Source organism: Anaerotignum lactatifermentans (assembly GCF_016902535.1).
Taxonomy (GTDB): domain Bacteria; phylum Bacillota; class Clostridia; order Lachnospirales; family Anaerotignaceae; genus Anaerotignum; species Anaerotignum lactatifermentans_A.
The window spans coordinates 1-19386 of sequence record NZ_JACSNY010000020.1; the positions used below are offsets into that span (position 1 = coordinate 1).

Annotated in this window: 18 protein-coding genes; 5 read left to right on the top strand and 13 right to left on the bottom strand. The window is 49.1% G+C overall.

The genetic code is table 11. The features are described 5' to 3' along the window. Positions 1–150: 150 nt before the first annotated feature. The 10 genes from brnQ to H9X84_RS11470 form a co-directional block, all read right to left on the bottom strand. The gene (gene brnQ, locus H9X84_RS11425; protein ID WP_205134443.1) at positions 151–1455 is read right to left on the bottom strand and encodes a branched-chain amino acid transport system II carrier protein; all 1305 of its coding nucleotides are present in this window, start codon (positions 1453–1455) and stop codon (positions 151–153) included. A 41-nt stretch (positions 1456–1496) separates the two neighbouring features. After that, entirely contained in the window at positions 1497–2264 is a 768-nt protein-coding gene (locus H9X84_RS11430) for an aspartate/glutamate racemase family protein (protein ID WP_205134444.1), read from the bottom strand. A gap of 257 nt (positions 2265–2521) precedes the next feature. Further along, positions 2522–3136 carry a TetR/AcrR family transcriptional regulator gene (locus tag H9X84_RS11435; protein ID WP_205134445.1) on the bottom strand — a complete coding sequence of 205 codons (615 nt, stop codon included), beginning with the start codon at positions 3134–3136 and terminating at the stop codon, positions 2522–2524. 238 nt (positions 3137–3374) lie between these two features. Further along, positions 3375–3806 (bottom strand): secondary thiamine-phosphate synthase enzyme YjbQ, encoded by a 432-nt coding sequence (locus H9X84_RS11440; protein ID WP_205134446.1) that lies wholly within the window; start codon positions 3804–3806, stop codon positions 3375–3377. Beyond that, positions 3806–4666: an amidohydrolase family protein gene (locus H9X84_RS11445; RefSeq protein ID WP_243423756.1), complete on the bottom strand. Its 861-nt coding sequence runs from the start codon at positions 4664–4666 to the stop codon at positions 3806–3808. Before H9X84_RS11445 ends, H9X84_RS11440 begins: the two co-directional genes overlap by 1 nt. 15 nt (positions 4667–4681) lie before the next feature. Then, the gene (gene frlD / locus H9X84_RS11450; RefSeq protein WP_243423757.1) at positions 4682–5488 is read right to left on the bottom strand and encodes a fructoselysine 6-kinase; all 807 of its coding nucleotides are present in this window, start codon (positions 5486–5488) and stop codon (positions 4682–4684) included. Further along, the gene (locus tag H9X84_RS11455) at positions 5478–6329 is read right to left on the bottom strand and encodes a PfkB family carbohydrate kinase (protein ID WP_205134448.1); all 852 of its coding nucleotides are present in this window, start codon (positions 6327–6329) and stop codon (positions 5478–5480) included. Before H9X84_RS11455 ends, frlD begins: the two co-directional genes overlap by 11 nt. A 17-nt stretch (positions 6330–6346) precedes the next feature. Beyond that, a complete protein-coding gene (locus H9X84_RS11460) occupies positions 6347–7318 on the bottom strand; it encodes an SIS domain-containing protein (protein WP_205134449.1) in 972 nt (323 codons plus the stop codon). After that, a complete protein-coding gene (locus H9X84_RS11465) occupies positions 7319–8173 on the bottom strand; it encodes a sugar phosphate isomerase/epimerase family protein (RefSeq protein ID WP_205134450.1) in 855 nt (284 codons plus the stop codon). Beyond that, on the bottom strand, positions 8170–9024 hold the full coding sequence (locus H9X84_RS11470) for a sugar phosphate isomerase/epimerase family protein (protein ID WP_205134451.1): 855 nt from the start codon (positions 9022–9024) through the stop codon (positions 8170–8172). Before H9X84_RS11470 ends, H9X84_RS11465 begins: the two co-directional genes overlap by 4 nt. Before the next feature lie 382 nt (positions 9025–9406). Here H9X84_RS11470 and H9X84_RS11475 point away from each other — a divergent pair, with 382 nt between their 5' ends. The 3 genes from H9X84_RS11475 (at position 9407) to H9X84_RS11485 (ending at position 11783) form a co-directional block, all read left to right on the top strand. After that, positions 9407–10267: an ABC transporter substrate-binding protein gene (locus H9X84_RS11475; protein ID WP_205134452.1), complete on the top strand. Its 861-nt coding sequence runs from the start codon at positions 9407–9409 to the stop codon at positions 10265–10267. 78 nt (positions 10268–10345) lie between these two features. Continuing rightward, positions 10346–11047 (top strand): amino acid ABC transporter permease, encoded by a 702-nt coding sequence (locus H9X84_RS11480; protein WP_330612352.1) that lies wholly within the window; start codon positions 10346–10348, stop codon positions 11045–11047. Beyond that, positions 11034–11783: an amino acid ABC transporter ATP-binding protein gene (locus H9X84_RS11485; protein WP_330612353.1), complete on the top strand. Its 750-nt coding sequence runs from the start codon at positions 11034–11036 to the stop codon at positions 11781–11783. The genes H9X84_RS11480 and H9X84_RS11485 overlap by 14 nt, the downstream gene beginning before the upstream one ends. 148 nt (positions 11784–11931) lie before the next feature. Here H9X84_RS11485 and H9X84_RS11490 read toward each other — a convergent pair whose 3' ends face one another. Both H9X84_RS11490 and H9X84_RS11495 read right to left on the bottom strand, forming a co-directional pair. Continuing rightward, positions 11932–13440, bottom strand: a complete 1509-nt coding sequence (locus tag H9X84_RS11490) for an FGGY-family carbohydrate kinase (protein WP_205134453.1) — start codon at positions 13438–13440, stop codon at positions 11932–11934. 2 nt (positions 13441–13442) lie between these two features. Further along, positions 13443–14249, bottom strand: a complete 807-nt coding sequence (locus H9X84_RS11495; RefSeq protein ID WP_330612354.1) for a BtpA/SgcQ family protein — start codon at positions 14247–14249, stop codon at positions 13443–13445. Positions 14250–14586: 337 nt separating this feature from the next. Between H9X84_RS11495 and H9X84_RS11500 the strand changes: the two genes are divergently transcribed. Both H9X84_RS11500 and ade read left to right on the top strand, forming a co-directional pair. After that, positions 14587–16368, top strand: coding sequence for an adenine deaminase (locus H9X84_RS11500; RefSeq protein ID WP_205134455.1), 1782 nt, complete (start codon positions 14587–14589; stop codon positions 16366–16368). Positions 16369–16381: 13 nt separating this feature from the next. Further along, the gene (gene ade / locus H9X84_RS11505; protein WP_205134456.1) at positions 16382–18112 is read left to right on the top strand and encodes an adenine deaminase; all 1731 of its coding nucleotides are present in this window, start codon (positions 16382–16384) and stop codon (positions 18110–18112) included. Positions 18113–18185: 73 nt separating this feature from the next. On the opposite strand, the gene H9X84_RS11510 is transcribed toward ade, so the two are convergent. Next, the gene (locus H9X84_RS11510; RefSeq protein ID WP_205134457.1) at positions 18186–19367 is read right to left on the bottom strand and encodes a PLP-dependent aminotransferase family protein; all 1182 of its coding nucleotides are present in this window, start codon (positions 19365–19367) and stop codon (positions 18186–18188) included. Positions 19368–19386 lie beyond the last annotated feature (19 nt).

A 19386-nucleotide genomic window follows, 5' to 3' on the forward strand; every position in this document is an offset into this window, starting at 1 on the left:
TGCCAGTACACAGTCTGCCGCCATTGCTTTGCCGATACCGCCCGCGCCAAGCACTGCAATAGGTTTTCCTTCCAAATAGCTGAGATCTTTCATATCATTTTCCTCCTTTATCGTTGTTTCTATTCTTCTGAGTATATTTTTTCTTTTTTATTAGGATGCTTCCGCCGAATTCGAGCAAACAGATCCCTTTGTTTTAATCAACGAACCAATGATGCCGCCGATTACCGTGGGAATAATCCATTCAAACCCAAATTCAGCCAGAGGCATTTTTTCGATAAATCCAATGCTGACACCATAGTTATTAAGTACAGTGCAGACACTCATAATAAAGGCAACCAGTGTCGCGCCTTTATAAGTATTGCGGTTTTTGATCTTTCCACGGAAGAAAGACATAATAATCAAAGTAATAACTGTCGGATATACCACAGAGAGAATCGGTTCTGCAAAGCTGATGATTGTTGTCAGGCCAAAGTTTGCGACAACGGTACTGAACACGATAATTACAGTGATAATAATATTGTAGGAAACCCGTCCGCCCAGCAGCGTTTCAAAGTAAGCCGCAACAGCGGAGGCAACACCGACTGCCGTTGTCAAAGACGCCAGCGCTACGATAATCCCCAACAGCAATGTGCCGTAAAAACCAAGCAGGTCATTTGTAATGGCTACAATGAGGCTGGCCTGATTTACAGAGGCTAAATCATATTCCATGGAAGCCGTAGCCCCCAGATAGGTCAAACCACAGTATACCAGCAGCAGCATAAACCCGGAAATCAAGCAGGCTTTTCCTGTGATGCTGACCTGCATCTTCTTTTCAAGATATCCGCGCTGTGTTACTGTCGCTACTACAACGATGGCTACTGTAAGGGCACCCAATACGTCCATTGCCTGATATCCGGCAATGATACCGTCTTTGGCGATATTTTCAGATGCCGGCGCCACTACTTCGCCCAAAGGAGCGGCTACGCCAACGGCGATCAGGATAACAAGGGCCACTACCATAATAGGGGTCAGATATTTGCCGATTACATCTACCAGCCGAGATCTGCGAATGGCAAGGATCAAAACAATGCCAAAGAAAATAATGGTAAAAATCAGCAGATTCATCTGCGGTACCAAAGGTACGATGGTCATTTCATATGTCGTTGCCGCGCTGCGGGGAACAACAAACAACGGACCGATGCAGACAAGAACTACGGTATTGATAATAACGGAGGGCACCTTGCCGATGACGCCGGTTATCCCTGACATCGTACCGTCCCCTTTGACCATGGCCACGATGGTTACAAAAGCCAAACCAATGTCGGTTAAAAAGAAACAAACAAAGCCGACAGGCCACTGCGTGCCGGCCGTCATTCCCAGATAAGGGGGAAAAATCAAACTTCCGGCGCCAAAAAACATAGCGAATATTGCCAAACCAATAACAATGGGATCATACTTTTTACTTGCTGGTTTCATCTGTTCTCCTCCTTACATGTTCTATTTTTCTTTCGTACAGCTTAGAAGTATCCGAAATAAGGTTTTTGTGTGGTAGCGTGGTGTGCCCAGTTAATGAGCGTAATAAAATCAAATACGGGCAGTCCTACCTCATCCTGTACCATATATGCGTAAGGCGGGATATCACTGCACTCCAGCAGGATGGCGCCTACATCATCGTGCTGTTCCACCAGATTTTTCGCCGCCTGCACTATGGTCTGTGCCACACTCTCATTATCCAGATAAGGATATTCATAACGAATGGTCTTGAAACCTTCCACACTGCCAATATCTTCGATATAGCAGTCTTCCGGAGTAACTCCCATATCCCGCAGCATTTTATCGGTAATGTCATTACCGGATGCGGTGATAATCCCGATCTTCTTTCCTGATTTCAGACCGGTCTTAATCATGGGCAGCTGTACCATACTGGACAGGAACGCCGGAATCTCCAAGGCGTCTGCCACATCCTTCTGGAAATTAGCGAAAAATCCGCATGCGCCTACCACAGCCCGGACCCCTTCTTTTTCCAGTTCCTTCGCCGCCGCAATGATTGTATCCTTCAGCTTCGCGTCGCCTTCAAAAAGCTGCTCTATCTGAAACTCTACCTTTTTATAGAGCACAGGAAAATCATAGGTCGTCGCATTTACCACGTTCCCCGGTAGTTTGGGATATTTCAAATCTACCGCAATAATGCCAATGGAATGACCGGAAACATATCTGCAGTCCGGCACATGGTATGTCTTTTTGATATCACTTGTTTTTCTTACGGATGAATAACCGTTACCCATTTGAACACCTCCATCTTTAATGACTATATTTCACTGACTCTATTTCTAACGTAATTCTATACCTTTTTCTCACATTTTGTCAATATACTTTCTGCTTTTTAGCGGAATCTACTGTTTTTTCACAAAAAAAATAGACATTGTCCCCAGTCCCACGCCTTCACTTTCGGATAAAAAGAGAAAATATCTCTGTATTTTTGTATAAAAATAACAGAGCAATCCATTTTACTGCATTGCTCTGCCTGATGTAAAACACATGGTTATTTCTCTTTTGCGCCGTAAAGCAGTACCAGCCCCTTAGCAAAGATCTTTGCCTCTCTTTCGCTGGTTTCCACATAATGGAACCCTTCGCCGGCGTTACACCAATAATAATCCAGGCCCTGAATGAAAATAACAATCAGCTCAATATAGAAGGAGCTGTCATATTCCCGGGAAAGTTCTCCCGTTTCGTAGCCCTTCTCAATTATTTTATGAAGCGCCTTATAGATGGAGCGCTTTTCCACCGTTACGAATTTTTCCGTCTCCGTTAAATTATGCCCAAGTAAAGCATTCAGTATTTGCTCTCCAATGGCTTCAATGGCTTCATTCGCGTAGTGCAGGTAATTTACCAGCTGTTCCTCAAACGTGGGAAGATCCTTTACTTTCGCGTAAGCATTCTCCGCAATCTCGTCATACATGGTAATGGTATGATAGATCAGATCCTGTTTGGATTTAAAGTACAGATAAAATGTTCCCTTGGCCGTATTGGCTTTCTGGGCGATGTCTTCAATAGATACATTTTCGTACCCCTTTGTTTCAATCAATTCCAGGGCGGCACGATAAATGTTTCTTTTTGTTACCTTTGCCTGCTCTTTTCTTGTTAATTTCTTCTCCATACGCCACCTCAATCTCAGCGGGCAATTCAGGTTCGCACCTGCCCCGTTTTCCCGCCTAAACTATTTAATACAAAATACAAAAATGTTTACTACATCATACCACATTCGTCGTTTGATTTCAAATGCCTTTGGCTTCCCCCCTCCGCGTGTTATATGACAAGTTTTGTCCAAAAAAACAGCCGAAGAGGACTCCTCGACTGTTTTGATATTATAATAGGTAGTATTTTTTTATAAACGATCAGGCTTCTCCCATAACTTCCACATAAACCGTCCTGCGCTGAGGGCCGTCAAAATCCACCAGATAGATCTCCTGAGCGCCGCCGCAGACAATCTTACCGTCTATGACCGGAAAGGCACAGTGGTTGCCCATGAGCATACTTTTCAAATGCCCCTGGGAATTATTTCCCGTTGCGCCGTAATCCGGCAGAAAATGGGCATGGACATAAGGCGCGTCCACCGGCACCAGCCCCTCCATCAGTTCGCTGATATCTTTTTCCACACAGGGCAGGGCCTCATTAACCATGATGCCGGTAGTGGTATGGGCCGTCAGCACAAAAGCGATCCCATCTTTTACACCGCTCTCTTCCACCAGACGATGTACTTCTTCCGTAATGTTCATATATTCCTCCGGGCTTTTGCTCAGCCGCTGGATCTTCTTCAAAACTACCATCACACATCCTCCTCTCCCGTCAGAAAACGAAGGGCATTTTTATAGTAGAGATTCTCTCTGGCCCAATCCCGCATGGGAATCTTATCCAAGGCGCGTTTCAGCTTGAACGCACGGAATCGAGGTGTATTGGAGGCAAACATTACCTGTTTCGGGAAAGCTCTTTCAAACCAGTATTTCCCCATATCCACTGTAAACAGACGTTCCATGGACTCTTCCGGAGAATCCAGATAAAGCACAGAGGTATCCGTGTACACATTGGGATATTTTATCATCAGCATCACCATTTCCCGCACCCAGGGCCATGCGAAATGCGCCAGACAGCAGCGCAGTTTGGGATGGCGGATCAATACTTCCTCAAATGCCAAAGGATGAGCGTATTTCGCCGGTGCGTCCGGCTCCCAAGACATACCCGCATGAAAAATAATGGGCTTATTCCTGCTTTCGCAAAATGCATAGATGGGCTCCATACAATCCTCTGTGGGATAAAATTTCTGTTTGGAAGGGTTCAGCTTCAATCCCCGCAGCCCCAGATCGTCAAAGGCATGGCGCAGCACCTCCAAGGCGTCCTCCCGATGGGGGTCTACGCTGGCAAAGCCAATGAGCCGCTCCGGGTAGGCAGACACCAGCTGTGCCACCTCCTCGTTTGTGACGATCCAGCCGCCTTCCGTTGTAGTCAGATCCAATGGCAGCAAAGCGGATTTCATAATACCGCCGTAATCCATTTCCACAAAAGCCTCCTCCCAGTCCATAGGGCTTTGCTTCCAAACGCCAAAGGCATCCTTCCGAAATTCCAATTTTTCCTCATCCTGACAAATATCTTTATAAAAAATCGGATGCAAATGCATATCAATCAGCATCATTTCTTCCTCCCTTTCTCAATAGGGTTCAAATTTGGATATCACACTGGCAGCCAGTTCCGCGCCCTTTGCCATACAGTCCGGTATGGTCCATCCTTGAAGAATACCATAGGTAAATCCGGCGATATAGCTGTCTCCGGCACCTACTGTATTGACTACATCGGTTTTTACTATGCCATAATGGTACATCTTTTTTCCGTCAAAGCAAAGGCTACCCTCTTCCCCCATAGTGGCAGTGACCAGAACAGGCCCCATGCCGTGAATCCGACGGACCCAGTCCTCCAGTTCCTCCCGCGAAATACCGTCTGCGGAAAAGAATACATAATCCACATAAGGGAAAATCTTCTCGCAGGCATAGGCGGGGTCTTTCGTAAAAACAGAAAAATCCATCAGTATTTTCACTCCTGCCGCCTTCCACCGGGGCAAATGAGCCAATGCGTTGCCAAAAAGGTCTGTGTGGATCAGGTCGTGTTGTTCCACAAAACGAAGTTCTTCCTCTGTCAAGGCATAGTGTTCCATCACCCCATCCACAGATTCCAGATGGACACGGTCCGTACCGTTTTTCAGGGCCATTCGGGTCAGACAGGTGCTTCCCTCTTCCGTCCGCAGATGGGAAATATCCATTCCCTCCTCAGCAAGCACCTTCTTCATTCCCCGGCCATAGCTGTCATTTCCCACAACGCTGACCACGCTCATCGGCACACCCATCCGACGCAGGTGGATGCCCCAGTCGATGCCGTTGCCTGTGGGATACCATTTCCCCAGATTTTCATAGACGTCGGCACAGCAAAATCCCACTGCCGCCGCCCGTATCTCAGTCCTCATAGCGCACCCCATGGCCCCAGGCGCCGTCTATTTCGCAGGTCTGGGAAGCAAAGACTGCCGCTTTATGCAGACATTCCTGAATACTATCTGCCCGGCCTTCTTTTTGCGCTGTAATCCAGCTAACGAGAAAAGCCGTCAGCAGGCTGTCTCCCGCGCCCATAGTATCCGCCATATGCTTGACAGGCACTGCTGCCTGCTCATAGAACCGCTCCCCGTCAAAGGCTACACAGCCCGCCGCGCCTCTGGAGGCACAGACCAGCTTAGGCCCCAGAGAATGAATCCATGCCAGCGCCTCCTGGATGACCGCCAAATCTGTACCGCTGCAGGAAAGAAAGGCGTAATCCACCCAGGGCGCTACCCGCTCGAAATACTCCTTTGTGGAATCGTCGGAGAAATCAAAGCTGATGGCTACGCCGGTTTTTTTAATCTTCGGCAGTTCCCGCTCCGTAAAACTGTAATTTCCGCTGTGAACCAGATCAAACTGGCGGATATATTCCAGGTCAAAACGGCTCAGCACATAACGATAATCTCCCCGGATGCCGCCTTCATTGCTTTCCAGAAATACACGGTCACCGTCAATGACCGTATTTTTGGAGGAACCGTTTTCCCCCAGAAGCTGCACACACTTCACCAGCTCCACGCCTTCTTCCTCCAAAGAGGAGATCACATGGTTCCCTGCGGCATCACTGCCAAAAATCCCCATATAGGCGCTGCGTTCCGCGCCGAATCGCTTGGCATATACGGCAAAATTCGCCGCGTTGCCGCCGGGATACATGATCTTCAGATGATCGTAGCGATCCACCACATTATCGCCAAAGCCCAAAACCTTTACAGGATACATCTCACGCCACCTCTTTCTCAATAAGGGACCTTCCCCATATATCTGCGGTAATCTACATCATGATCGAAGAGCCGCCCTCTGGCGGAGCGCAGTTCGCAGTTCATGGCATAGAACAGGACAGGGTCCAGATAATCCCGAACGGCAGGGTCCACCGCGTCCATGCCATATTCCAAAGCGTCCAGCACCATCAGCGTATCTGTATGTGTTTTCAGGAAATCCTCCGCTCTTTCGTCCATAGGGCGGCATTTGCCGGAGCTTTTCTGCAGGAAATAGAACACACCATCCTCCGTTACCTCAAAGGGGCCGTGGAAATATTCTCCGCTATGCAGATAAGCGCAGTGTTGCCACTGCATCTCCATCAGACTGCAAATGGCAAAGCCGTAGGTCTGGCTGAAGGCTGCGCCGGAGCCAAGGATATAAAGGAAATCGTGCTTCTGGCAAAGTGCGGCAAAACGATCGCACAGTTCCGCCCGAACCTTTTCTTTGGCCGCCGCCACAATCCCGTCCATTTTCCGAATCCCTTCCATCAGGGCATCGTAAGAAGAAAATTCCTCCTGTGCCGCCAGCAGTTCCGCCGCAATGGAAAGACTGATGCCGCTGGGGATCACCTCTGTTTTCTGGTCCTCACTCCAGGGATATACCCAGGAAATCCAGCGGTCACTGTCAGCGGGACTGCCGGGGGCATGGGTCATGGTAATAACCGCAGAACCTCTGGACAGGGCCAGTTCCGCCGCGTCCAGCGTTTCCTTTGTGCCGCCGGAATGGCTACAGAGAACCGTCAGGCTTGTTTTTCCCAGTTTTTTCGGTGTCGCCAGCAAAAATTCCCTGCTGGTGTAAATGCCGGATTCCACCAGCATACTTTCCGCCATCATCATGCAGTGGGCGGGATAAAGATCCACCAGAGAACCGCCGCAGGCCACCCAGTAAATCTGGCGAATCTCGCCGTTTCTCTCCATCACTGTTTTTATCGCTGTTTTCGCGTCCATCATTTATTCCTCCCCATTTTCGTAAATATATCTTTCAAAATTTTTCATATTTCTGAAATCCGCCGCCGCAGGGTCGGCGAAATATTTTCCTTCTGTCAGTTCCTGTCCCAGACAGCCGGTATAGCCGTACTGATTCAACACTGCGATTTCTTTTCCCAGATGGTGTATGCCGTCGCCCCAGACCAGATGACCATAAGGGTCTCCGTCAATAAAGTGCATATGCCGCAGGTCTTTTCCAAATGCCAGAAACCAGTCCTCCAGCGTTTCTCCCGCCACGCTGACGGCGCAAAGATCCGCCATAGGCTTGAAAGCCGGACTGCCAACAGCGGCAATCATACGTTTTGTATCCTCCAGTGTTGTCACGATCTGACTTTCCTCCGGCCGAAGGTTTTCCATCACCAGAGTAACGCCATGGGCTGCCGCTTCTTCCGCCAGCCGGGAAAGCATCTCCTGACTGCGCTTCCATGCTTCTTCCCGCGGCTCGTTCCAGTAGCCCCAGCCGGAATTGATCTCCATCATCGGCACCTCCAATTCCTCCGCCAGCAGGATGCCGTTTCTAAAATAGGCGAAGCTCCGTTCTCTGAGGGCCGCCTCCTTCGCGCCCACCTGATAGGGATAGAGGCAATTTTCCGGGGTCACCACGCAGACCCGCAGATCTCTGGCAGCAATCTTTTTCTTCAATGCCGCCGCCTCGTAATATCCCAGATGATCCAGCCCCACATGCGGCGCGCCGCACCATAGTTCTATGGTGCGAAATCCCAGTTTCCGCTGGGTATCCAGAAAATAATCCAGAGAATAATTCACATAGTGGATGTTCATACCGGCCACCTGTTCCCGGCTGATTTTCGCTCCTGTCATACACTCTCGCCGCCTTTCTCAGTAATATAAGGCAAAAAGGCCCTGTAATTTCTCTCGTCTGCCGCCGCCGGATCAGCAAAATACCGGAAATCCGTGATCTCCTGACTGAGAAGCCCATCATATCCGTTCTTTTCCAGCACCTCCAGATACCGCTCCAGAGGGAACAGACCATCTCCCCAGACCAGATGGCCATAGGGCCGCCCATCCACAAAATGCGTATGGACAATACCATTGCCCAAAGCAGCAAACCATTCCTCCGGTGTCTCTCCAGCCACCGCCATGGCGACCGTATCCAGCCCCGCTTTCACATTGGGGTGGCCCACATCCTTCAGCAGCCGTTTCAGTTCTTCCAGCGTTATGATGCACCGGCTCTCCTCCGGCCGCACCGTTTCCACGGCAATGGTCACCCCGCAGTCCGCCGCAGTTTTCGCCAGAAGAGAAAGACTGTTTACGGCTCTGTCATAAACTCTTTCGTATTCCTCATCAAAGGTACCGCCGATACAGTTAGTCAGAAGCCGTTTCGCTCCCAGCTTTTCCGCCGCTTCCAGTCCCCGTTTGAAATACTCCATAGATCTGTCGTGTCCCCCCTGCCCCGGAGAGCACATGGTGTAGGGATACACGGCACACTCCGGCGTGAAACAGCCAATGGAAAGGCCTGCCGCCTCCGCCATCTGCCGTACCGGCGTCGGGTCCTGAAATCCCGTATGATCCAGCAGAAAATGCGGCGCCTGTCCCACCAGCTCAATGGTCTGGAATCCCGCCTTTGCCTGTGCCTCCAGCATATATTCCAAAGGGTAATACAGGTAATGTATCCCCATGGCGCAAAGCTGCTTTCTCCGTATCTGAACCATACTCATTCTCCTTTCCAGTCTGTCTGCCGTGTTTTTTGTTTCCGAAAAAAGAAAAAGGCATTCAAAACCACATCTTGCGATCCGCTTTCGCGGAGGGCTACCTACGACGTAGTTTTGAATACCTTTTTGTCCCCTGCCCGGTGCCAAGGGAAGGCTGATATTGATTTCTTTTTTTACTTTACCACCATCCTCAAAAAATGTCAATGCGGCAATAGAGATATTTTCCATTAGATTATAATTAAAAGTATATCCCGCATAAAAATAACTTAATTTACATTTTCTGAAAAAAATGGTCTTGACTTTGCGGCTTTGTCTAATTAGAATATGGACATAGAAATTATAGGTGTGAAAAAAAATACAATACACAAAGGAGAGGGTTATCATGAAAAAATACTTGGCAATGGCTATGGCGCTTGTAGTAGCCTTCGGCTGTGCAGCCTGCGGCAGCACAGACTCCAGCAGCGAAACAGGCGACACTGCCACAGAATACGCACCCACAGATATTGAATATCATTCCGTGGCTGCTATTCAGGAAAGAGGCGAACTGAAAATCGCCACAGAAGCAACTTTCGCGCCTTACGCTTTCAAAGATGCTGACGGCAACCTGGTTGGTCTGGAAGTTTCCCTGGTAAATAAAATCGCGGAAGACATGGGCGTAACCTGTGTGATCGACGATATGGCCTTCGACTCCGTACTGCCTTCCGTACAGTCCGGTTTGGATGATATCGCTTTTGCCGCTCTGACACCGACCGAAGATCGTAAGGAATCCTTTACTTTCACAGATTCCTATTTCTCCAACGGCCAGATGTCTCTGGTACGGGCAGAAGACGCGGATAAGTTTGCTGATGAAAGCGCTATGGTAGCAGGCGTTACTATGGGCGCACAGAAAGGCAGCTACCAGCAGACCGTATGCGAAACACTGTATCCCAACTGCACAGGCCGTTATCTGGAAACAGTTCCCGCAATGATTATGGACCTGAAGGCAAGCAACATTGATATCGCCATCATGGACTATGACAATGCTTATGCATACGCAAACCAGAACGATGATCTGGTAACCGCGTTCAAGGTTCCCATGCTGGAAGGCGATGAAGAAAGCAACTGCGCTGCCGCTATGAAAGGCAACGATGATCTGGTTACATACATCAACGGCCTCATCGCAGGCTATATCGAAGATGGCTCCATGCAGAAATGGTATGAAGAAGCTGTTCTGATCCAGCAGTCTTTGGTAGAAGCTGAATAAGTTCTCTGAATGAACCACTGGTGCTGTAATCTTTACAGCACCTTTGTTTTTATCAAACAGCAAAAGGAGGAAGAATCTTTGGATCTATTCTCATTTTCCAAAATGGTCGAGTTATTCGGCAAATACCACGAACATTTTCTGGGCGGCGCCTATATGGCACTGATCCTGTCTCTGATTACGGTGTTCTGTGGTACCATTCTGGGCACACTGGCCGCTCTTGGCAAAATGTCCAGATTTAAGCCCCTGAAATGGATCGTCAGCGCCTATATCGAAATTTTCCGTTCTACTCCGCTGATGGTTCAGGTCATGATTATTTACTTTGGCGCCGCTGCCTGCGGTCTGAAGATCAATGTCCCCTTTATGAAAGATTTCAACAGCTTCTTCTGGGGCCTTCTGGTACTGATCCTCAACAGTTCCGCCTATATCGCCGAGATCATCCGAAGCGGCATCAACGCCGTGGATCACGGCCAGGTGGAGGCTGCCCGCAGTCTTGGCATGAGTCATGCGCTGACACTGAAAATGGTCGTACTGCCCCAGGCGCTGCGCAATATCCTGCCGGCACTGATGAACGAATTTGTTGCCATCATCAAAGAAACTTCTATCGTTTCCCTGGTCGGTATCACGGAACTGATGTTCAGCGCAAAGGATGTTATTTCCATCTCCTATCGTACATTGGAGCCCTATGTAATTACGGCGATTCTGTATTTCATTATGGTATTCCCTCTTTCCAAGCTGGTAGGATATCTGGAAAGGAGGCTGAACGCAAGTGTCACGCGTTAAATCAAACGAAGTCCTGCTGCAGGTGCAGGGCCTGAAAAAACACTTCGGCAAGCTGGAAGTTTTAAACGGCATTGACATTGACATCCACAAAGGCGAAGTAGTGGCTGTCATTGGGCCTTCCGGCTCCGGCAAAAGCACCTTTATCCGCTGTCTCAACCGTTTGGAAGAGCCTACCGATGGCAAAATCATTTTTGAAGGACAGCAGATTAATACGAAAAAGACAAATATCGACCTGATCCGTCGAAAAATCGGTATGGTATTCCAGAACTTCAATCTTTTCCGGAACATGACCATCCTGCAGAATATTACCGCTTCCCCCATCAACGTAAAGCATATGCCCAAAGAAGAGGCGGAAGAACTGGCTCTGCGTCTGCTGGATCGTGTCGGCCTGAAGGATAAGGCGCAGGAATACCCCGTCCGTCTTTCCGGCGGTCAGCAGCAGCGAGTGGCCATCGCCCGCGCTCTGGCTATGGAACCGGATATCCTGCTCTTCGATGAACCCACCTCCGCATTGGACCCGGAAATGGTCGGCGAGGTGCTGAACGTTATGAAAGAGCTGGCGGAGGAAGGCATGACCATGATCGTAGTAACCCACGAAATGGGCTTTGCCCGTGAAGTTTCTGATCGTGTTATTTTCATAGACAAAGGCATCATACAGGAAGAAAACGAGCCCGAGGAATTTTTCACGAATCCGAAAAACGAACGACTGCGTGAATTCCTGAACAAAGTTTTGTAATAAAAAATTCAGCCGGAAGAAAAATCTTTTCTTCCGGCTGTTTTCTTTGAACTATTCCATATTTAGCAGCACAGACCTTAGCAAAATCTCCACCGATGGTCTGTGCTTTTTACTATTTTGCGAAAATTTTTATTTTCCATTCATGACATTATTTCTCCATATCCTTCTCCGCCAGCAGATGCATGATGTCTTTTGTTCTATCATAAATCGTGTCAAAAAATCCCCCCTGTTTTCGATAGATCGGGCCATATTCCTCCCGCGGGAAATAATACTTTTCCATTTGAATCCTTTGGGACAGCTCCTTCCAGCTTCCGATAGCTCCGTCCGCCATGGCCGCCATCAGAGCATCTCCATAGGCTGCTCCCAGCGAAACTGCCGGTACAGCAACCTCCTGCTCCAGTATATCCGCCAGACATTGCATCCAGACAGGATTTTTGGTACCTCCCCCAACAGCAAAGATTCGCCGGATCGGCAGCCCATGCGTCTTCATCAATTCCAGATTAGCACGAATACCATAGCAGATTCCTTCCAATCCGGCCCGTACCATATGCCCTCTGGTATGGCGTGTTTCCAGTCCGAAAAAGACGCCTCTGGCCTTCGGGTCATTGAGGGGTGTCCGTTCCCCCGCAAAATAAGGCAGACAGAGGAGCCCTTCGCTCCCGGGAGGCACCTGCCCTGCCTCTTTCGCCATAACCGCAAAGGCGTTTTCCGTCACATCTTTGTACCACTGTTCCTTCATCCACTGGGTCAGAGCTCCCGCCGTATTGGTCCCGCCGCAGATACCGAAGGTACCGGGAAGAATGAAGGTGCCGGGCCAAAGCGCTGGTTCCTGAATCATTCTATCCGCCAGATAAATGAGATATCCCGTAGATCCCAACTGGATCATCACGTCTCCCGGCAGGCAAAGCCCGGCAGAAATGGCTTCCGCACCGGAATCCCCTGTGCCTGTCAGCACCTTTGTGCCCGGTACCAGCCCTGTTTGTGCGGCAGCTTCCGCCGTGACCGTTCCGGCGATTTCCGTAGCAGGCAGCAGCTCCGCCAGCTGATCCGGCCGGCAGAAATCCCGGCACAATTCTTCATGAACCCTCTTCTTTTCCAGATCATACAGCGGCAAAAAATCCTCCGCCAGATAAGGGTCCAACACATAACGTCCTGTCAGTCTGCCGCAAAGATAAGAGGACGCCGTCACAAATTGATAGGCCTTTTCCCAGATCTCTCTGTGATGATTCCGAAACCACATAATCTTGGGCGCCACATCGGAACTGCATGGGGTATGGCCAAATAACCGGACCGCATCCTTTCCATAAGTATCCAAGGCCCACTGAATCTCTTTTTCTGCCCGGCTGTCGATGCCGTATAATACAGCGTCAGAAAGCGCCCGGCCATCCGCTCCCACAGGCACACAGTCACAGCCCAGGGCTGAAAATCCCACACAGGCTACTTTCTTCGCCGGGATACGGCTTTTTTCCAGAAGATCATGGCACAACCCACAGAAATCTCCCCACCAGACGGCATCCGCGTCCTGAGAAAACCAGCCAGGCTGAGGATTTTCCACATCGTGGGATCTGACGGCGGTTTCCATCAGATTTCCTGCCTCATCCAGCAAAACACCTTTGCTTTCTCTGGTCCCGATATCAATTCCCAGATAATACGCCATGGTCATTCTCCCCTCCACGCTTTTACAGCATCCATAAAGCTTTTTACTCTGGAAAGCTCCACGGGATTCTCAAATTTCCCGTCTTTTTTGAAAGTAGAGCCCACAAAGGCCCCCTGACAGCAGGAAAGGATTTCCTGCACATTTTCCAGGCGGCAGCCCGTACCGCAGACCACCGGCGTATCCTGCGCCAGCGCACCTACACGCTCCAAAAGTTCCATGCCGGGAACAGCGCCCGCGGCCGTACCGCCTACTACAAGAGCATCGGGACGGCAGTTAAACAGCAGGGATTTCGTCATATCCTCCGTGGTCCGTCCTCCTACACAGGCATCCCCTTCGCTGGTCACAAAGTAAAACAATTTCAAATTGTTCAAACCATAGGCTTTTTTCAGCCGCAGGGTCTTTGCAATGTCCCGGTCCACCAGTCCAAGGTCCCCGGCCCAGACACCTGTAAACATACAGCGTGTAAAATCCGCCTCCACCGCGGCGCAAAGAGCAATAGAAGCATCCCCGTCAAAAATGGCCTCCGCGCCAAAAGGCACATGGATCTCTTTTTTCAGCGCACCGATAACCATTCCCATGGCCGCCAGTGTCACGGGCGAAACCTCTTTTTCATAGGGCATGCTGAACTCATTGGTAAATAAAACACCGTCCACGCCGCCCTCCTGTAAAGAAATCAGATCCGCTCTCGCTCTGGAAATTACATAATCCATCCCCTCGTTCTCATAAAAGGGGTCTCCCGGCAAAGCCCGCATATGAATCAAGCCGATGACCGGCTGTTCTGTTGCAAATAATTCCTTTAAAAATGACACAGTCATACCTCCCTTTCCCAGGCCCAAAGGCCCTATTGTATCCAGTATAGCACAATCCGGGAAAAACGAAAGGCTGTCTTTTCCATTTCTATCCAGTTTCTCTATCTGTTTCTGCTCCACGCCTGATGTTTTTCGTATCTTTTTCTTGACTTTTGGCAGATACTTAGTGTACGATGGATACAAAGAAAAAAATGCAGCTGTCGAAATTCTATTGGGGTTTTTCGCCCCAGTACCGCTTATGATCCATAAGCATTCGGGACGGGAAACCTGGTCATTGCGCACCAGGTTTTTTTGTTGCAGAAAACGGCAGCCACGGACAAATAGAAAGGAGCCTATCATGGAAAGAACAGTCGCTACACTGAAAGAAAGAATCCGCGCCGGCAGCGCAAAAATCCCTGCGGAAAAGGTTATCCGCGGCGGGATGCTGGTTAATGTTATGTCCAGCGAGATCTATCCGGCAGATATCGCCGTCTATAAGGATATGATCGCCGCCGTTGGCGATGTAGAGCCTTATATGGGGCCTAACACTGAAATCATTGACGCCACAGGCAAATATCTGGTACCCGGCCTCATTGACGGCCATATTCACAGCGAATGCAGCAAGCTGAGCATCACCAGCTATGCCAAGGCAGTGGTACCCCATGGCACCACCAGCATGATCTCCGGTCTGGATGAATATATTTCCGTATCCAACTTGGAAGGTCTGCAGGAAATCTTTAACGAAGTAAAACAGAGCCCCTTAAAGGTATTCTGGGGCGCGCCCTACAAAACCCCCTATACCGTTCCTCAGTCTACCGTATCCTTTAACTTTACAAAGGAAGTCCATGAAACCGTACAGAAATGGCCCGAATGCTTCGGCGTATGGGAGACCGTAACGGAATTCGTACAGGAAGAAGACGAAGATACACTGGGTGCTATTGCGGAAGCATATAAAAACAACCTGCCCGTCTTTGGCTGCGCGCCTATGGCAAGAGGCACCAAGCTCAACGGCTATCTGTGCAGCGGCGTTCGTCTGGACCATGAAAGCTATGACCATGAGGAAGTTGTGGAAAAAATGCGCAAAGGCATGCATATGCTCATCCGGGAATCCTGCGTCACACATTTCCTGGCGGAAAATATCCGTGCCGTTACAGAAGTAAACCCGGCCTTCGCTCGTCGTGTCAGCTTCTGCACCGATGACGTTATCGCTTCTGATATCCTGAAAGACGGCCATCTGGACCATGTCGTGCGTCTGGCTATTGAAGCGGGCGTAGAACCTATGACTGCCATCCAGATGGCTACCATCAACAGCGCGGAAGCATACCGCATCGATCACCTGGTTGGTTCTATCTGCCCCGGCCGTATCGCCGACATCCTGTTTGTGGATGATCTGGAAAAATTCATTGTTTCCAAAGTCATGACAAACGGTCAGATGGTAGCGGAAAACTATCACATTTCCTATGAACTGAAAGCACCCGAAAGAAGCCCTATCTTCAAAGGTCAGCTGAAATGCGCAAAAACCACAAAAGAAGACTTTGAATATAAAGTATCCATTCAGAACGGTACAGCAAAGGTACTGTCCATGGATGTCAAAGGCCCCTTCGTCCGCAAGAGAAGAGATGTGGAACTGAAAGTAGTCAACGGCGTAATCCAGCCTGATACCCAGCAGGATGCCATCATGGTTTCCGTATTGGAACGCTTCGGCAGAAACGGCAACAAATCTCTGGCCTTCTGCTCCGGATGGAAGCTGAAAAACGGCGCTATGGCTTCTACCTGCGCTCCCGATGACAACAATCTGGTGGTTATGGGTTCCAGCGCGGAAGATATGTCCATTGCCGCTAACTATCTGATCGAGCAGGGCGGCGGACAGGTCGTTGTAGAAAACGGCAAGGTTATCGAGTTCCTGCCTCTGCCTGTGGGCGGTATCGTCAGCGATGAGGAACCGGAAGTAGTAGCGGAAATGGAAAAGAAGATCGATGCTGCCGCAAGAAAAATCGGCTCCGATCTGCCCAACCCTATGATGTATATGTTCTTCCTGCCGATTACAGCCATCCCCGACTACGCCCTGACAGACGCGGGCCCTGTAGACTACCGGGCACTGACTACCTTCGATCCTGTTTTGGAACTGACGGAAGCATAAAAAGGAGGCTCTTATGAACAAAGAAGAATTAAGAAAGCTGATCCTGACCGGAAAAGGCGCCGCAGAAGCCGATCTGGTCATCAAAAACTGCAAAGTCGTCAATGTATTCACCGGTGAGATTCAGGAAGGCGACATCGCCATTTCCGGCGGCCAGATCGCCGGCATCGGCCAGTACAGCGGCAAAACAGAAGTGGACGCCGGCGGCAGATATGCCGCTCCCGGCTTCATCGACAGCCACATTCATATTGAATCCTCCTATGTCAGCCCTGAGGAACTGGGCCGTATGCTGGTACCCCATGGCGGCTGTACTATCATTGCCGATCCCCACGAAATCGTCAATGTCATGGGCATCAAAGGTCTGGACTATATGATGGAAGCAGCCAAAAATACTAAAATGGATGTAAAATATATGCTGCCCTCCTGCGTTCCCGCAACTCCCTTTGAGCACGCCGGTCTGGTGCTGGGGGCAGACAAAATGGAAGAACCCATTCAGCGGGAAAATATCCTGGGTCTTGGGGAATTTATGAACTTCCCCGGCGTTATCAACGCGGACGAAGATACTCTGGATAAGCTGATGACTGCCAAAAACGCGGGCAAGCTCATTGACGGTCATTCTCCCGGCCTGTCCGGCAAGGATCTGACAGCATATGCCTGTGCAAGAATCCAGGGCGATCACGAATGTGGCGCCGTAGAAGATATGCAGGCCCGCCTGTCGCTGGGAATGTATGTGCTGCTGCGGGAAGGCTCCGCCTGTCATGACCTGCGCAACCTTATCAAAGGCGTAACCCCCGAAAACAGCCGCCGCTGTCTGCTCTGCTCCGACGACAGACAGCCCAAAACCATCCTGACAGAAGGCCATCTGGACAACCACCTGCGCATGTGTGTGGAAGAAGGCATCGACGCTGTCACCGCCATCCGCATGGCAACCCTCAATGCCGCGGAATGTTTCCGTCTTTATGACAGAGGCGCTATTGCCCCCGGCTACCGTGCCGATGTGGTACTGCTGGACGATCTGACACAGTTCCATGTACATAAGGTATGGATCGAAGGCGAACTGGTAGCGGAAGAAGGAAACTACCTGCCCTCTTATCAGGTACAGGACATCACACCTGTAAAAAACAGCGTGCATCTGAAAGATTTTTCCGTAGAAAAATTCAAAATGCATCTGAACTCCGACCATGTCCATGTCATCGCCATCCAGCCCGGCGGTGTTGTAACGAAAAAAGAAACGGCACATATCGCTGTGGAAAATGGGGAATTTGTTTTCTCCCCGGAACAGGATATCGTAAAAGTAGCCGTTGTGGAACGCCATCAGATGACCGGAAACGTAGCCTGCGGTTTCCTGAAAGGCTACGGCATCCAGGAAGGCGCTGTGGCCCTCTCCATTGCGCATGACTCCCACAACATTATCGTAACCGGTGTCAGCGACGAGGAAATGGCTTTTGCCGTAGAAAAGCTGAAAGAGCAGAACGGCGGCATCGTGCTGGTAAAAAATGGTCAGGTCGTCGAAAGCATGCCTATGCCTATCGCCGGAATCATGAGCGACCAGAGCGGCGAGTGGGTAAAACAGAAGCTTATCGACATCCATGAAAAGGCATATAACGAACTGGGTATTGCCAGAAATGTAGAGCCTGTCATGACTCTCTGCTTCATGTCCCTGGCGGTAATCCCCGAAATCAAGCTGACAGATATGGGTCTGTTTGATGTAGGAAGCTTCTCCTTTATTCCTGTGGAATGCAAATAAATATATAAATTATTGAAAAAAGCCTCCTTTCCAACTGTGAAAAGGAGGCTTTTTTTAACCCTTTATTTTAATTTCAAATACTTTCTTTAATTATCCTGCAAAGTTTCATCATGCCTTCTTTGATTTTTTCCTCCGACATATTAGAATAATTTAGACGAAGTGTGTTTTTATGTCCGCCATTTGGATAAAAACCTGTACCTGTTACAAATGCAACTTTTTCTTCCAAACACTTCATCGAAAGTTCCTTTGTATCTACATACTCAGGAAGTTCAATCCAGGTAAACAATCCTCCCTCCGGATCTGTAAAAGTACAGGAGTCGGGAAGCTCTTTTCTCATGATTTCCAGCATAATATCTTTGCGTTTCTTATAACAAACTCTGATCTTTTCCACATGGGCATCCAGATCATACATATCCATCCACCGTGATGCAATCAACATGGAAATTGTAGGAGCCTGAAGGGAATAAGCCTGTTTGATAAAATTATATTTTGCCAGTATCTTCTCTTCTGCACAAATCCAGCCCAAGCGAAATCCGGGAGCTAAAATTTTGGAAAAAGTTCCCAAATAAACCACAAGTCCTTTTGTATCCATGGATTTCAGTGCAGGCAGATATTCTCCCTCAAATCGTAATTCTCCATAAGGATTGTCTTCAATTACTGGAATTTCATATTGATTTACTAATTCCATAAATTGTTTCCGGCGTTCCAAAGACCATGTTTTTCCAGAAGGGTTCTGAAAATCAGGAATTACATAGATCATCTTCACGTTTTCTGTAGATTTCAAAACGCTTTCCAGCTCATCCATCAGCATCCCATCGCTGTCTGTGGGGATTTCAATAAAGTTCGGCTCGCAAGTTTTAAACGCATTGATAGCCCCCAGATAAGAAGGACTCTCCAGCAAAACAACATCTCCCTTATTCAGAAAAACCTGTGCGGAAAAAGCCAGTCCTTCCTGTGAACCAGATGTCATGAGGATATGATCCGCATCCGTAGAAATATTATTTTTTGCTTTCATACGTGCCGCAATCTGTTCCCGCAGTCTTGGAATCCCTTCTGTAGTACCATACTGCAGTGCTTCCTGTCCGTTTTCTTCTAATACAATACGAGCAACTTCCATAATCTGCTCCGTGGGAAACAGTTCCGGAGCTGGCATACCGCCAGCAAAAGAAATAATATCAGGTTTTGCTGTCAATGCCATAAACTCCCGAATCTCCGACCCTTTTAGCATCTTCATTCTGTCTGCAAATTGAATCATATTTTTCGCCTCCTAGTTT

Excerpts from the sequence above, each read along its gene's own strand:
- ade (WP_205134456.1), top strand. The coding sequence starts at position 16,382 with ATGAACAAAGAAGAATTAAGAAAGCTGATCCTGACCGGAAAAGGCGCC.
- H9X84_RS11455 (WP_205134448.1), bottom strand. The coding sequence starts at position 6,329 with ATGTATCCTGTAAAGGTTTTGGGCTTTGGCGATAATGTGGTGGATCGC.
- H9X84_RS11435 (WP_205134445.1), bottom strand. The coding sequence starts at position 3,136 with ATGGAGAAGAAATTAACAAGAAAAGAGCAGGCAAAGGTAACAAAAAGA.
- H9X84_RS11460 (WP_205134449.1), bottom strand. The coding sequence starts at position 7,318 with ATGATGGACGCGAAAACAGCGATAAAAACAGTGATGGAGAGAAACGGC.
- H9X84_RS11440 (WP_205134446.1), bottom strand. The coding sequence starts at position 3,806 with ATGGTAGTTTTGAAGAAGATCCAGCGGCTGAGCAAAAGCCCGGAGGAA.
- brnQ (WP_205134443.1), bottom strand. The coding sequence starts at position 1,455 with ATGAAACCAGCAAGTAAAAAGTATGATCCCATTGTTATTGGTTTGGCA.
- frlD (WP_243423757.1), bottom strand. The coding sequence starts at position 5,488 with ATGAGGACTGAGATACGGGCGGCGGCAGTGGGATTTTGCTGTGCCGAC.
- H9X84_RS11500 (WP_205134455.1), top strand. The coding sequence starts at position 14,587 with ATGGAAAGAACAGTCGCTACACTGAAAGAAAGAATCCGCGCCGGCAGC.
- H9X84_RS11510 (WP_205134457.1), bottom strand. The coding sequence starts at position 19,367 with ATGATTCAATTTGCAGACAGAATGAAGATGCTAAAAGGGTCGGAGATT.
- H9X84_RS11465 (WP_205134450.1), bottom strand. The coding sequence starts at position 8,173 with ATGACAGGAGCGAAAATCAGCCGGGAACAGGTGGCCGGTATGAACATC.
- H9X84_RS11470 (WP_205134451.1), bottom strand. The coding sequence starts at position 9,024 with ATGGTTCAGATACGGAGAAAGCAGCTTTGCGCCATGGGGATACATTAC.
- H9X84_RS11490 (WP_205134453.1), bottom strand. The coding sequence starts at position 13,440 with ATGGCGTATTATCTGGGAATTGATATCGGGACCAGAGAAAGCAAAGGT.
- H9X84_RS11475 (WP_205134452.1), top strand. The coding sequence starts at position 9,407 with ATGAAAAAATACTTGGCAATGGCTATGGCGCTTGTAGTAGCCTTCGGC.
- H9X84_RS11430 (WP_205134444.1), bottom strand. The coding sequence starts at position 2,264 with ATGGGTAACGGTTATTCATCCGTAAGAAAAACAAGTGATATCAAAAAG.
- H9X84_RS11445 (WP_243423756.1), bottom strand. The coding sequence starts at position 4,666 with ATGATGCTGATTGATATGCATTTGCATCCGATTTTTTATAAAGATATT.